The following is a 13,695-nucleotide window of genomic DNA, read 5'->3' as shown; positions in this document are numbered from 1 at the left end:
GCTTGGGGGCGAGTTCACCATGCGCGTACTGATCGATGGCTATAATCTCGCGCTGCCGCACGGCACCGGGGTCGCCACCTACGGCTATCAACTCGCCGGCGCGATTCAGGGCATGGGCCTGTCGGTCGGCGGCCTCTACGGCCTGCGCGCGCCGTTCAACCCCAGGCTGCGCGACATCATGTTCTACGAGTCGCTGGGCGGCGAGCATCGGACGCGTGCACCGCAACCGCTGTCGCCCACCTGGTTTCGCGAACTGACGGCGACGCTGCGTGCCCGCCGCGCCCGCCAGATCCCGCAGGGCGGTCGCGTGATCGCGCGCCAGTTCGCGCATCGTCTGCCCGAATTCGATGCCGGTTTGTACACCGCGCCCGACATGTTCGACCTTTCCGGCCGCAATTTCGCGCGCCTCGGGCTGTTCTCGAACGTCTGCGTGCCCGAGCCCGCCGATGTGATGCACTGGACCTATCCGCTGCCGCTCAAGCTGCGCGGTGCGGCCAATCTGCATACGATGCACGACCTGGTCCCGCTCAAGCTCCCTTATGCCAGCGCAGACCGGAAACGCTATTATTACAAGCTGATGCGCGCGGTCGCGCGGCGTGCCGACCGGATCGTCACCGTGTCGGAATCGAGCCGTCGCGACATCATCGAATTCTTTCCCTTCGCCGAGCCAAAGATCGTCAACACCTATCAGGCGGTGCGCGTCCCCGATGCGGTGCTGCAGGAGAGCGATGATGATGTGGCGGCCGCGATCCGCAGCATCTTCAGTCTGCCCTATCGCGGCTATTTCCTCTTCTACGGTGCGATCGAGCCCAAGAAGAACGTCAACCGCCTGATCGAGGCGTATCTGGCGCTCGCGACCAGGACACCGCTGGTGATCGTCGGGCGGCGCAGCTGGGGGGCGGATGATGAGCTGCGCCTGCTCCAGCGCGACGAGGTCCAGCCGCTCAAGGCCACGTTCAAGAACATCCGCCGGATCGATTATCTGCCGCGCGCGCTGCTGATGCGGTTGATCCGGGGGGCAAAGGCGGTGACCTTTCCGTCAATCTATGAAGGATTCGGCCTGCCGGTGCTGGAGTCGATGATGCTGGGGACGCCCGTTCTGACTGCGAACACCAGTTCGCTGCCCGAAGTCGGCGGCGACGCGGCGCTGTATGTCGATCCCTATGACTCGCGTTCGATCCGCGCGGGGCTGGCGCAGCTCGATAGCGATGCCGAATTGTGTGCGACGCTCAGCGCCGTCGGGCGGGTGCAGGCCGAGCGGTTTTCGCAGGCGCGCTATCAGGAGCGGCTGGGACGGCTCTACGACGATCTGGCCGAAGAGCGCGCCATCGCCCGCTTCACCGCCATCCGCGGATCGGATCGTGCCCATGCGTAAGCGCGCCTTCGCCCTCGCTCCGCTGCTGCTCGCCGCCTCGGCCTGCGCGACCCTGCCCGCCGGCGCGCCTACGGTATCGCAGCTGGTGGGGCCGGCGGCGACGTCGGGCATCGCGGTGATCGACATCGTCGACACGCCCGCGCTGCCCCCAGCGGTAACGCCAAGCGAAACCACGTGGCCGATCGCCGACGCCCCGCCCTGGACCGGCGAGATCGCGGTCGGGGATACGCTGACCGTGACGGTGTTCGAGGTCGGCTACGCCCTGTTCGCGCCGTCGGGCGAGGGCAGCGCGCGCGAGGGCGCTCCGCCTGCCGCCGGGGCGCGCACCCTGCCGCGCATGGAGGTGGGCGACTCCGGCGCCGTCACCATCCCCTATATCGGCGCGGTCCGCGTTGCCGGGCGCTCGAGCGCGGCGGTCGGGGAGGAGATCCGCCAGAAGCTGCGCGGCCTCTCGCAACAGGCGCAGGTGGTCGTGGCGGTCGATCGCGGGCCGGGGCGCAGCGTCGTGACCAGCGGCGACGTCCGCAACCCCGGGCGCCAGCCGCTGACGCTGGCGGGGGAGCGGCTGCTCGACCTGATCGCGCAGGCGGGCGGTCCGGCCAATCGCCCCGCCGACACGCGCGTCCGGCTGGTGCGCGGCACAGCCGCGGCGGAAATCCGGCTCGATCAGCTGCGCGTCGACAGCCCGGCCAATGTCCGGCTCGCTCCGGGCGACCATATTCAGCTGGTTCGCAGCGTGCGCACGCTCACCGTACTCGGCTCGGCGCGCAATGTCGCTGAACTCGCCTTCGAGAGCGACACGCTGACGCTGGCCGAGGCGATTGCGCGCTCGGGCGGCCTGTCCGACGATCGTGCCGATGCGACGGGCGTTTTCGTGTTCCGGTACGAGGCCGGCGCTGACGGCAGCCCGAAACCGGTGATTTACCGCCTCAACCTGCTCGATCCGCGCAGCTATTTCCGCTCGCAGCGCTTTGCGATGCGCGAAAAGGACGTGCTGCTCGTCGCCAATGCGCGGTCGGTGCAGTTCGGGAAGATGGTGCAGCTGCTCAACACGCTGGTGACTCCGGCGGTGACCGTCGACCTGCTGACGCGATGAGCGCGCTGGCGCGGCCCGAGGAGATCGCCTGCTTGACCGGCATCGCGCCGTGGAAGCGGCGGCGCGTCGCCGCGATGCTGTGCAATCCGCACGGCCCGGTGGTCGAGCGCGACCCGATGCGGGCGGTCGCCACGGCGCGGGCCAAGGGAGGGGCGCTGGCATGCTGGGCGACCCGCGTGCCGCCCGGGTTGAAGGGCGCCGCCCGCGCGGCGAAGGTTCCCTTGTGGTGGATCGAGGACGGCTTTCTGCGCTCGGCCGGGCTCGGCGCGGCCTTGGTCCAGCCCTGCTCGCTGACGCTGGACAGCCAGCGTCCGCATTATGACCCGACCGGGCCGAGCGACCTCGAAGACCTGCTCCAGACGGCCGCGTTCGACGCCGCGATGCTGGCGCGGGCCGAGGCGCTGGTTGCGCTGCTGCGGCGCGCGCGGCTGACCAAATATAATCTGGCCGGGGCGCCGCTGGCACTGCCGCCGGGGCGGCGTATCGTGCTGGTCCCGGGACAGGTCGAACAGGATCATTCGGTGCTGCTCGGCAATGCCGGCGTCGCCGGCATGCGCGACCTGCTCGCGCGCGTCCGTAGCGAGGAGCCCGACTCCTTCCTGATCTACAAGCCGCACCCCGATGTCGTCGCCGGCGTACGCCCCGCTGGCCCCGGTGAGCGTGCCGCGCTGCATCATGCCGACCTGGTCGCCGCCGACGCCAGCCTGACCGCGTTGCTCGACCGGGTGGATGCCGTCCATGTCCTCACCTCACTGACCGGGTTCGAGGCGCTGCTGCGCGGGCGCGAGGTGGTGGTGCACGGTCAGCCTTTCTACGCCGGCTGGGGGCTGACGCAGGACCGCGCACCGATAGCGCGGCGCACGCGGCGGCTCACCCTCGCCGAGCTCGTCGCCGCCGCGCTGATCGTCTATCCGCGCTATGCCAGCGTTCGCAGCGGCGCACCGTGCAGCGTCGAAGCGCTTGCGCAGGAGCTTGCCGACGCGGGTCCAGCGGCAGTACCGTCGGGCATGCGTGCGCTTGTCGGACGGATGGCGGCGCGGCTCGCAGCGGTCCGCGCCGGTGCGATACGATGACAGGGGATGCGATGAGCGCGACACCGATCTACGATATCTGGCGGCTGCTTCAGCATCCGCGCACCTTCAATGAGGCGGAGATCCGCGCGCTGTGCCGCACCGCCTATTGCGGCGACCACACGGCGCTGGCGCGGGTGCTCGGCCGCTACAAGATGTTCGTCGACACGCGCGACATCGGCATCAGCAGCCACCTGATGCTCGACGGCTTCTGGGAAATGTGGGTCACCGAAGCGATGCTGCGCAGCGTGCGGCGCGGGTCGACGGTGATCGATGTCGGCGCCAATCTCGGCTATTTCACCTTGCTCCTCGCCGACCTCACCGGGGCGGACGGGCGCGTGCTCGCGTTCGAACCCAATCCCGCGCTGGCGACCCGTGCGCAGCGCAGCGTCGAGATGAACGGCTATGCGCCCTTCACCGCGGTCCATGGTTGCGCGCTCGGCAGCGAGGAGGGACAGGTCACGATCGAGGTAAGCGCGCACCAGCCCGGCGGCGGTCGCGTGCATCATGCCGAGGACGCGGCGCCGCACACCGTGCCGCTGCGCCGGCTCGACAGTTTTCCCGACGCGCTCGACGCCGAATTCATCAAGATCGATGTCGAGGGGTTCGAACAGCAGGTGTGGCGCGGGATGACCGGCATCCTGGCGCGCGGCCAGCCGCTGACGATCTTCATGGAATTCACCGTGTCGCGCTACCCCGATCCGCGCGGTTTCCTGCGCGAGATCCTCGATGAAGGCTTCAGCCTCGAGATTGTCGACTATACCGCCGGCATTCGCCCGATCACGATCGACGCGCTGTTCGCCCAGTCGCACCATGTCGATCACATGCTGTGTTTTCGCCGATGATCCGCGTGCGACAGCGCCGGTTCATGCCGGCACGGGCAATCGGGCCGTTCATGACTGAATCAGGAGAGTGCGCATGGCTGGAAGCATGCTGCTGGCGTTGGCGCTGATGGGTGGCGGGGACATGCCGATGGCGCTCGCCTGCCGGGTCGAGGGCGGGGGCAAGTCGGGACTGGACGATCACGCCGTCTGCGCCCGCTTTGCCGAGGGGCTGTCGGCCGCATCGGGGCGCAGCTACCGGCTGGCGCCCGCCGGCGCCCGGATCGATAGCGGGATGACGGTCGTGGTTCGCTTCACGGGCCGCGACACGGTTGCGGCGCAGGCCAGTCTGATCGCTGCCGGACGGGCGCAGCCGCTTGAAACCCGGATGGTTTCCACGTCCGATCGGGCGTTGGGGCTTGACTCCATCGCGTTGCTGGCGCGGGATGTCGCCCGGGCGATGAACGCGGCCGGCTGAACGCCGGTCCGGCCGTCACACGTTCCAGAGAGCCGAGTGGGAGGCATTACGTGCGCGACTTTTCAACCCTGCCGCAGACCCTGTCGCTCGTCGACGGCAATTTCGCTGGGACCGCCTTTGTCGCGCCCGATCTGTCGGGCGGCGCCGCGGTGCAGCATGCCGAAGTGTCTTCCTGCATGTGCGAAGCCTGTGCCAAGGCGCGGCTCGAGACCGGCGACGAGGATGGCGGCCCGGGGCTCAGCGCCACCGATACGCCGGGCGACATCGGCTCGACGGTTCCGCTGGTGTTCGGCGGGTCGGTCGCCGGTGCGCTCGAAACTGCGGGTGACCACGATTATTACCGGGTCACGTTGACCGCCGGCCAGACCTATACCTTCTGGACCTCGGGCAGTGGCAGCACCACGACCGAACCCGACACGCTGATCTCGCTGCGCAATGCCAGCGGTACGGCCGTGGCAACCAATGACGATGGCGGTCAGGGTACGCTGTCGCTGATCACCTTCACCGCGACGACGACCGGTACCTATTTCCTCGACGTCGGCGGCTATGCCGACGGGGAAACCGGCAATTACAGCATCTTTGCCAGCAACGGCCTGTGGAATGCGGCGGATACGGTGCGCGACAACGCGACCACCTCGGCCAGCATCGCAGTGGGCGGATCGACGACGGTGACGCTCAACGGGCTTGGCGACCATGACTGGTATGCCGTCACGCTGACTGCCGGACAGCGCTATGTCTTCGAAACCTCCGGTTCGGGGGCGGTCGACACCTTTCTGATGGTGCGCAGCGCGTCGGGTGCCGGGCTTGGCGAGAATGACGATGGTGGCGCCGGCACCTATTCGCGCCTGGTGTTCACGCCCGAAACCACCGGAACCTATTATATCGACGTTGGCAGCTGGCGCGAATCGGATTCGGGGACCTTCACCCTCACCGTGGGAGAGGCCGAACCGCTGCAGGTGTGGACCAACGACCAGATCGCGGAGCAGCTGACGACGCTCTACTGGACCACGCCGCACCGCTTCGATGTCACCACTGGCGGTTCGCTGACCGTCAACATCACCGCATTGACGGCCGAGGGGCAGACGCTGGCGCGTGCCGCGCTGGCGCTGTGGACCGATTTTACGGGTATCCGGTTCGTCGAACAGAGCGGCACGGCCCAGATCACCTTTGACGACGATCAGGACGGCGCCTTCGCCAACGCCTCGTTCAACAGCAACGGGATCACGACCAGCGCGACGGTCAATGTCAGCACCGCCTGGCTGACCAGCAACGGCACCTCGCTCAACAGCTATTCGTTCCAGACCTATGTCCATGAGATCGGCCACGCGCTGGGGCTGGGCCATGGCGGCAATTACAACAGCACTGCGGACTATGGTTCGGATGCCGGCTATCTCAACGATGCCTGGGTGACGACGATCATGTCCTATTTCGACGTGGTCGAGAATTCCTATTTCGCGGACCTCGGCTTCACGCGCCAGTTCACGCTCTCGCCGATGGCGGCGGACGGGATTGCGGTGGCCAATCTCTATGGCGTGGTCACCACCACGCGCACCGGTGACACCACCTACGGGTTCAACAACACTTCGGGCCGCGACATCTACAACGCCCAGTTGTTTGCCAATGTCTCCTACACGATCATCGATAATGGCGGGATCGATACGCTCGATTATTCGGGCTTCTCTGCCAATCAGTGGATCAATCTCAACCAGGAAGCCTTTTCCAACGTCGGGTCGCGCGTCGGCAATGTCGTGATCGCGCGCGGCACGGTGATCGAGAATGCGATCGGCGGCAGCGGGAATGACGTGATCGTCGGCAATGCCGCGGACAATGTGCTCACTGGCGGCACCGGCGCCGACAATCTCTACGGCAATGCCGGCAACGACACCTTCCATGTCGAGCGTCAGGACGATGTGGTGTTCGAATTCGTCGACGAGGGCACCGATACGGTGATCGCGAGCGGCAGCTACTATCTGTACGCGAACATCGAAAACCTGATCCTGACCGGGTCGGGCGACCTGTACGGCGTGGGCAACGAACTGGCCAACACGATCCTTGGCAACAGCGGCTCCAACCTGCTGATCGCGGGTGCGGGGGACGATGTCGTGCGCGGTGGTGGCGGCGTGGATTCGCTGTTCGGGCAGGACGGCGCCGACCAGCTGTTCGGCGATGCCGGGATCGACTATCTCGTCGGCGGCGCGGGCAACGACACGCTTGACGGCGGTGAGGATGCCGATGCGCTGTACGGCGAGGATGGCGACGACATTCTGATCGGCGGGGCGGGCTTCCACACCGACATCCTGGTCGGCGGCGCGGGCAATGACGTGCTGCGCGGCGACAGCGGCCTTGGCGATTATGACCGGATGGACGGTGGCGCGGGCGACGACGCCTATTATGTCGACACCCCCGACGACCTGACGTTCGAGGCGGCCAATGGCGGCACCGACACCGTCTATGCCACGATCAATGGCGCCGGCTATTATCTCTACGCCAATGTCGAGAATCTGGTGCTGGGCGGCGACACGCCGTTCGGGGTCGGCAACGAACTCGACAACCGCATCACCGGCAGCGCGGCGTCGAACTGGCTGCTGGGCGGCGCGGGCAATGACGTGCTCAACGGCGGCGCGGGCAACGACGTGCTGTTCGGCGAAGCCGGCGCCGACACCTTCGTGTTCGAACGCGGCACCGGCGGCGACGTGATCGGCGACTTTGTTGCCGGCACCGACCGGATCGATCTGAGCGCGTTCGGCCTCGACTGGCAGACGGTGATCAATTCGATGCACGAAAATGGCGGCACGACCGCGATCGATTTGGGCAATGGCGATTTCATCGTCCTCAACGGCGTGACGCGGGCCAGCTTGTCGGAGGCCGATTTCATCTTCGGCCGGGCGGCACAGGCACCGCTTGCCGCCGCGCTCGCGCCGATCGATACGGCGCCCGATTTCGATGCGACGCTCGGTCATCAGCGTGGCATGGCGCTGATCGACCAGCCGCATCTCGGCTGGCACCTCGCCTGATCTGCATGTCGGCGGGTGGCCCGGATCGGGCCGCCCGCTGCTGTGTCGCCTGACCCTCGACGCCGTGCCACAGCCTGTTTCCCGCTAGCCGGTGCCTTCAGCCATGCCCGCTCATTCTCCCGATATTCTGGTGGTCGTCCCGGCGCGCCACGGCTCGACGCGCTTCCCGGCCAAGCCGCTCGCCCCGATCCGTGGCGGCGATGGCGTCATGCGGCCGCTGATCCAGTGGAGCTGGGAAGCGGCGATGCAAGTTGCGGATCGCGCGCGGGTCGTGGTCGCGACCGACGATCATCGTATCGCCGATACCGTGCGCGGCTTCGGGGGCGATGCCGTCATGACCCCGACCGACGTTGCCAATGGCACCGAACGCTGCGCTGCGGTCCTTGATGCGCTGACGGAGCAGCCGGACCTCGTCGTCAACCTTCAGGGCGATTCACCGCTGGTCCCGCGCGTCGCGCTCGATGCGCTGATCGATGCCTGGTGCGTGCGCCCGGCGCCGGTGCTCACCCCCTATCTCGTCTGCGACACCGCGACCGGCGGGCTGCTGCTCGCGGATCAGCGGGCGGGGCGCGTCGGCGGAACGACCGTGGTCGCCGACCAAGCCGGAAACGCGCTCTACTTCTCGAAGCAGCCGATCCCGCATGGCCTGCCCGATGGGGCGGGGCTGAAGCTGCATCTGGGCCTGTACGCCTATACGCCCGCCGCACTGCGCGCATATGCGGAATGGCCGCCGGGTGCGCTCGAGCAGGCCGAGGGGCTGGAGCAACTGCGGTTTCTTGAGCGGGGCGTGCCGATCCGGCTGGTCGCCATCGATCGACCGCGCGCCGGCTTTTGGGAAGTCAATCATCCGGCCGATGTCGCGATCGTCGAGCACGCGCTCGCGCTGCGGCAGCAGGTTGCGGGCTGAGCGCGGCAACGGGCATGGCGCGCCGCCGCGTTCGCCTGTAGCGTGCCTGCTCGGGATCGGGATTAGCAGGGCGAAATGATCGGGTTGCGCAGCAGGCAGGGTGAATCGGAATTGCGCGACGCCCTGCATCGTGTCCGCGGTGGCCTGATCGGCATCGCGGCGCTCAGCGCGATGGTCAACATCCTGATGCTGACCGGATCGATCTATCTGATGCTGGTCTATGACCGGGTACTGCCGGGGCAGGCGCAGGCGACGCTGTTCAGCCTGTTCCTGATGGTGATCGTCGCCTTTGCCTTTTACGGCGCGTTCGACGTGATGCGCTCGCGCATGCTCGGCGACGTCGCTGCCGCGCTCGACCACAGCCTCACCGATCGGGTCCAGCGGATCGAGGCGCGCGTCGCGCTCGAACGTCCCGATGCGCGTGAACTGGTCAGCCCGACCCGCGACCTCGATCAGTTGCGCAGCTTCATCGCCGGCGCCGGCCCGCCCGCGCTGATCGACCTGCCCTGGATCTTGTTTTTCCTGCTGATCCTGACGCTGGTCCATTATTGGCTGGGGGTAGTCACCCTGGCCGGCATGCTGGTGCTGGCCGGGCTGACGCTGGTCGCCGAGCGCGTCAATGCCCGCCATGTCGGCGCGGTCAACGAAGCCGCGGCGCGGCGGCGGATGCTCGGCGACCGGCGCTGGCGCCATGCCGAGCTGATCGCGGCGCTGGGCATGCGTCAGCGGATGGTCGACCGCTGGCGCGGCGCCCATCGGCTGTTCCTCGCCGAACAGGCGACCCTGACCGATGCCACCGCAACGCTGAGCGGCATCAGCAAGGTGCTGCGCATGTTCCTCCAGTCGGCGGTGCTGACCGTCGGCGCAATCCTGGTGATCGACGGCAAGGCGACGGCGGGGATCATCTTCGCCAGCTCGATCCTGGCCGGACGCGCGCTCGCGCCGGTGGACCAGGCGATCGCCAATTGGCGCGGGTTCGTGACGGCGCGCCAGAGCTGGTCGCGCCTCGCCGCGCTGTTGCAGCAGCTTCCCCCTGCCGACCCCGCGCGGACCGCATTGCCCGCGCCCCGCGCCACGCTGTCGGTCGAAGGGCTGACCCTGGCGCCGCCGTCGAGCACGCGTCCGTCGCTGGTCGACGCGCAGTTTCGGGTCGCCGCCGGGCAGGCGGTCGGCATCCTCGGGCCGAGCGGGTCAGGCAAATCCTCGCTGGTGCGCGGGCTGGTCGGCGCGTGGCGCCCGGTGCGCGGCAGTGTGCGGCTCGATGGCGCCACGATCGACCAATGGGATCCCGACCAGCTCGGCACACAGATCGGCTATCTGCCGCAGTCAGTCGAGCTGTTCGCGGGAACGATCGCGCAGAATATCGCCCGGTTCGAACCCGATGCGCCGGCCGATCTGATCCTTGGCGCAGCGCGCGCGGCGGGGGTTCACGACCTCATCCTCGCGCTGCCCGGCGGCTATGACCTCGAGGTCGGGGAGGATGGCAGCCAGCTCTCCGCCGGTCAGCGGCAGCGGATCGCGCTCGCCCGCGCGCTGTATCGCGACCCGTTCCTTGTCGTTCTCGACGAACCCAATTCCAACCTCGATCATGACGGCGAAGTGGCGCTGATCCGCGCGGTGCAACAGGTGCGCGCGCGGGGCGGCATCGTGCTGATGGTCGCGCATCGCCCCTCAATCCTCGCCGCAGTCGATCTTGCCATGTTCGTGCGCAGCGGGACGATCCAGGCGTTCGGCCCGCGCGACGAGGTGCTGGCCAAGGTGACGCGTCCGCGCGCGCCCGCGGATGGCGCGAATGTCGCGGTGCTGCCGCAGCGCGGGGGGACGCCATGAACGCCCCGGTGACGATCGACCCGGCGGTGCAGCCGGATGCGGCGCCCGATGCGGCCGAAGACCGGCTGCGTCACCGCACCCGGCGCGCCTTTGCGCTGATCGCGCTGTTGCTGTTCGGAATCTTCGGCCTGGCCGCGGTCCTGCAGATTGGCGGCGCCGTGATCGGCCTTGGTGAAGTGGCGGTCGCATCGCAGGTGCGTGTGATCAGCCACCCGACCGGCGGCGTGCTGCGCGACCTGCAGGTCCGCAACGGCGACCGGGTGCGTGCCGGCGCGCTGTTGCTGCGGCTCGACACCAGCGTCACTGCGGTCGGATCCCAGTCGGCGGCGCAGGGGCTGGAACAGCTGCTGCTGCGCCGCGCCCGGCTCGAGGCCGAGCGGGACAGTGCCACGCGCATGGCGGTCCCGCCCGAACTCGCCGCCAGCAGCGACGCGCGCGTGCGCGACCTGGTCGCGCGCGAACAGAATCTGTTCGCGCTGCGCCGCGCCGAAACCACCGGCACGCTCGACCTGCTCCGCCAGCGGCTTGCCCAGCTCGACAGCGAAATTCGCGGCTATCGCGATCAGATTGCGGCGGTCGAGCGCCAGCTGGTGCTGATCCAGCCCGAACTCGACGGGCTCCGCCGGTTGCACGAAAAGCAGCTGGTGACGATCAACCGTCTCAACAGTGCCGAGCGCGCCGCGGTGCAGCTCGAAGGCAGCAAGGCGGCACTCGACTCGAACATCGCCCAGGCGCAGGCCCGCATATCGGAGACGCGCGAACAGATTCTCAACGTCACCAAGACCCGGCGCAGCGATGCCGCCACCGAACTGGCCGGCGTGGTTGCCCAGATCAACGACCAGCAGGTCCGCGTCGCCAGCGCGAGCGATGCGGTCACCCGCAGCGAGGTGCGTGCGCCGCAATCCGGCACGGTCGACAAGATCGCCTTCACCACGCCGGGCAGCGCGATCCCGGCTGCGCAGGCGATCCTTCAGATCGTCCCCGACCGCGACACGCTGGTGATCGAGGCGCGGATCCGCCCGCAGGATGTCGACCAGGTGCGTACCGGCCAGGATGCGCGCATCGTCTTTTCGGGGCTGAACCGCGAGGCAACGCCCGACATTCCGGGCGCGGTCAGCTTCGTGTCCCCCGAACTCACGCGCGAGGAGCGAACCGGCCAGTCCTATTACCGCATCCGGGTGCGGATCGACCCCGACGCGCTCGCCCGCAACCCGCAGATCGCGCTCAAGGCGGGGATGCCGGCCGAAGTGTTCGTGACCACGGGCAGCCGCTCGATGCTGTCCTACCTGCTCAAGCCGCTGACCGATCAGCTGCGTTATGCCTTTCGCGAAGGCTGAGGCCGGGCGGCGCCGGATGATTTGGGACTCGCCAATGTCATCATCGGCTGGCATCGACCGCGCATGCGCTGCCTGATCCTGCTCCCGCTCGCGCTGTTCGCAAGCCCTGCGCTGGCGCAGCTGCGCGCGGTTCCGACGCAGCCGGCGTCCGAACGCGATGCGCTGCGCGGGGTCGAAGTGATCCTGATCAACGAAGGCGCGGTGGCGGTCGCGGCCGAGGGGCCGCGCGTGATCGAAGTCACCGCCGCCGACGGCACCCGGCTGGTTCTCGAACGGCTCCCGGCGCCGGCGGCGACGATTGCGCCCGGCGGCTTTGCCAAGGCGCGCTATGTGCCGACCGGCTATGCCGCGCGCCCGGCACCGCCGCCCGCGTCGGGCACCGCGCTGGCCGACAGCGTCGGTGCGCCGTGGCGTGACGGCGGCCCGGCCGCGCCGGCCGCTGCCCCGCCCGAAGCGGGGGAACAGGAACGTAGCGGAGCGGGCGGCGCTGCGGCCGGCTTTCTCGATCGCTTCAGCCCGCACGAGCCGGTCTATGGCGCCTTCGGTCTCGGTGATGCGGGGGGCAAGCTCCAGCTGAGCTTCGCGTTTCAGCCGATCGCCGGGGACGGCGCGCTCGGGCAGCTGCGCTTTGCCTATACCCAGACGATGTTCTGGCGACTCGATCTGCCATCCGGTCCCTTCGCCCACACCACTTACTCGCCGGAAATCTATGCCGAGCGCCGCGTCGATCCATCGGCCGTGCTCGCGCTCGGCTGGCGCCATGATTCGAATGGTGAGGGGCCGGCGACCTCGATCGATTCCAACCGCATTTTCCTGCGCGCCACCAAGCGCTTCGATCTCGGCGACGACTGGCAGCTCGACGCCACGCCACAGGCGTGGGTCTATGTCGGCAAGCAGGGCGTTGCGCCCGACCTCGACCGCTATTGGGGCAATTTGTCGCTCGGGCTGACGCTGGCCCGCACCGACAGCGTCAAGCTGGCCGTGACGCTGCGCGGCAATCCCGACAGCGGGCGCGGCGCAGCGGAGCTGTTTGCCTCCTATCCGCTGGTGCGGGTGCAGAACGATCTTGGCTTCTATCTCTTCGCGCAGGGCTTTACAGGCTATGGCGAAGCACTGGATGCCTATCGCCGCCGGGACAATCATGTCCGGATCGGCATTGCCCTGATCCGGTGACCTGAACATCGAGGAGAGACCCATGCGCCTGAAGCTCGCCCTGGCTGCCCTGATCCTGCCCCTGACGCTCCCTGCCACCGCGGCACTGGCGCCCGGCGCCAAGGCGCCCGACTTCAAGGCGCAGGGTGCGATCGCAGGCCGCGATTTCACGGTCCAACTGTCGCAGCAGCTCAAAAAGGGACCGGTCGTGCTGTATTTCTTCCCGGCGGCCTTCACGGCCGGGTGCAGCGCCGAAGCCGCCGCCTTTGCCGCCGCGATCGACGATTTCAAGGCGGCCGGCGCGACCGTGATCGGCATGTCGGCCGACCCGGTCGACAAGCTGCGCGAGTTTTCGGCCAAGGATTGCGCCGGCAAATTCGCGGTGGCGAGCGCAAGCCCGGCGGTGATCCGTGGCTATGACGTCGCGCTCGGGCGCCAGATTCAGGGGCGCGACGCGACCAACCGGACCAGCTACGTGATCGCGCCGGATGGCAAAATCGTCTATGTTCACAGCGATTTGAGCCCGGCCGATCATGTCCGCAACACGCTTGCAGCGGTTCAGCGCTGGCGCGCTGCGCGCAAGCGCTGAGCGCTCCCGCTCCCGCCGTTCGTTTC

11 protein-coding genes are annotated in these 13,695 nt (G+C 68.2%); all 11 read left to right on the top strand.

The genetic code is table 11. The features are described 5' to 3' along the window. Nucleotides 1-19: 19 nt before the first annotated feature. The 11 genes from J2Y54_RS09205 to J2Y54_RS09155 all read left to right on the top strand — a co-directional run bounded on the left by J2Y54_RS09205 (nt 20) and on the right by J2Y54_RS09155 (nt 13,669). Nucleotides 20-1,375, top strand: a complete 1,356-nt coding sequence (locus J2Y54_RS09205; RefSeq protein WP_310038953.1) for a glycosyltransferase family 1 protein — start codon at nt 20-22, stop codon at nt 1,373-1,375. Further along, complete coding sequence (locus J2Y54_RS09200; RefSeq protein WP_310038951.1) at nt 1,368-2,471, top strand: polysaccharide biosynthesis/export family protein; 1,104 nt, start codon at nt 1,368-1,370, stop codon at nt 2,469-2,471. The genes J2Y54_RS09205 and J2Y54_RS09200 overlap by 8 nt, the downstream gene beginning before the upstream one ends. Next, entirely contained in the window at nt 2,468-3,544 is a 1,077-nt protein-coding gene (locus J2Y54_RS09195) for a hypothetical protein (protein ID WP_310038950.1), read from the top strand. Before J2Y54_RS09200 ends, J2Y54_RS09195 begins: the two co-directional genes overlap by 4 nt. A gap of 11 nt (nt 3,545-3,555) precedes the next feature. After that, on the top strand, nt 3,556-4,386 hold the full coding sequence (locus tag J2Y54_RS09190) for an FkbM family methyltransferase (protein WP_310038949.1): 831 nt from the start codon (nt 3,556-3,558) through the stop codon (nt 4,384-4,386). A gap of 73 nt (nt 4,387-4,459) precedes the next feature. Continuing rightward, the gene (locus tag J2Y54_RS09185; protein ID WP_310038948.1) at nt 4,460-4,840 is read left to right on the top strand and encodes a hypothetical protein; all 381 of its coding nucleotides are present in this window, start codon (nt 4,460-4,462) and stop codon (nt 4,838-4,840) included. A 50-nt stretch (nt 4,841-4,890) separates the two neighbouring features. Next, nucleotides 4,891-7,854, top strand: coding sequence for a M10 family metallopeptidase C-terminal domain-containing protein (locus tag J2Y54_RS09180; protein ID WP_310038947.1), 2,964 nt, complete (start codon nt 4,891-4,893; stop codon nt 7,852-7,854). 103 nt (nt 7,855-7,957) lie between these two features. Next, nucleotides 7,958-8,761: a manno-octulosonate cytidylyltransferase gene (locus J2Y54_RS09175; protein ID WP_310038944.1), complete on the top strand. Its 804-nt coding sequence runs from the start codon at nt 7,958-7,960 to the stop codon at nt 8,759-8,761. A 111-nt stretch (nt 8,762-8,872) separates the two neighbouring features. After that, nucleotides 8,873-10,591 carry a type I secretion system permease/ATPase gene (locus J2Y54_RS09170; RefSeq protein ID WP_310038943.1) on the top strand — a complete coding sequence of 573 codons (1,719 nt, stop codon included), beginning with the start codon at nt 8,873-8,875 and terminating at the stop codon, nt 10,589-10,591. Then, nucleotides 10,588-11,928 carry an HlyD family type I secretion periplasmic adaptor subunit gene (locus J2Y54_RS09165; protein ID WP_310038942.1) on the top strand — a complete coding sequence of 447 codons (1,341 nt, stop codon included), beginning with the start codon at nt 10,588-10,590 and terminating at the stop codon, nt 11,926-11,928. The genes J2Y54_RS09170 and J2Y54_RS09165 overlap by 4 nt, the downstream gene beginning before the upstream one ends. 63 nt (nt 11,929-11,991) lie before the next feature. Beyond that, the gene (locus tag J2Y54_RS09160) at nt 11,992-13,101 is read left to right on the top strand and encodes a phospholipase A (protein WP_310038941.1); all 1,110 of its coding nucleotides are present in this window, start codon (nt 11,992-11,994) and stop codon (nt 13,099-13,101) included. Between the two features lie 22 nt (nt 13,102-13,123). After that, nucleotides 13,124-13,669 (top strand): redoxin domain-containing protein, encoded by a 546-nt coding sequence (locus J2Y54_RS09155; protein WP_310038940.1) that lies wholly within the window; start codon nt 13,124-13,126, stop codon nt 13,667-13,669. Nucleotides 13,670-13,695: the final 26 nt, after the last annotated feature.

It is taken from the genome of Sphingomonas sp. BE123 (assembly GCF_031456015.1).
Lineage (GTDB): Bacteria > Pseudomonadota > Alphaproteobacteria > Sphingomonadales > Sphingomonadaceae > Sphingomonas.
The sequence above is the reverse complement of the archived record's forward strand: the minus strand, read 5'-3'. Positions and strand labels throughout refer to the sequence as shown.

Excerpts from the sequence above, each read along its gene's own strand:
- J2Y54_RS09190 (WP_310038949.1), top strand. The coding sequence starts at position 3,556 with ATGAGCGCGACACCGATCTACGATATCTGGCGGCTGCTTCAGCATCCG.
- J2Y54_RS09155 (WP_310038940.1), top strand. The coding sequence starts at position 13,124 with ATGCGCCTGAAGCTCGCCCTGGCTGCCCTGATCCTGCCCCTGACGCTC.
- J2Y54_RS09185 (WP_310038948.1), top strand. The coding sequence starts at position 4,460 with ATGGCTGGAAGCATGCTGCTGGCGTTGGCGCTGATGGGTGGCGGGGAC.
- J2Y54_RS09160 (WP_310038941.1), top strand. The coding sequence starts at position 11,992 with ATGCGCTGCCTGATCCTGCTCCCGCTCGCGCTGTTCGCAAGCCCTGCG.
- J2Y54_RS09175 (WP_310038944.1), top strand. The coding sequence starts at position 7,958 with ATGCCCGCTCATTCTCCCGATATTCTGGTGGTCGTCCCGGCGCGCCAC.
- J2Y54_RS09205 (WP_310038953.1), top strand. The coding sequence starts at position 20 with ATGCGCGTACTGATCGATGGCTATAATCTCGCGCTGCCGCACGGCACC.
- J2Y54_RS09195 (WP_310038950.1), top strand. The coding sequence starts at position 2,468 with ATGAGCGCGCTGGCGCGGCCCGAGGAGATCGCCTGCTTGACCGGCATC.
- J2Y54_RS09165 (WP_310038942.1), top strand. The coding sequence starts at position 10,588 with ATGAACGCCCCGGTGACGATCGACCCGGCGGTGCAGCCGGATGCGGCG.
- J2Y54_RS09200 (WP_310038951.1), top strand. The coding sequence starts at position 1,368 with ATGCGTAAGCGCGCCTTCGCCCTCGCTCCGCTGCTGCTCGCCGCCTCG.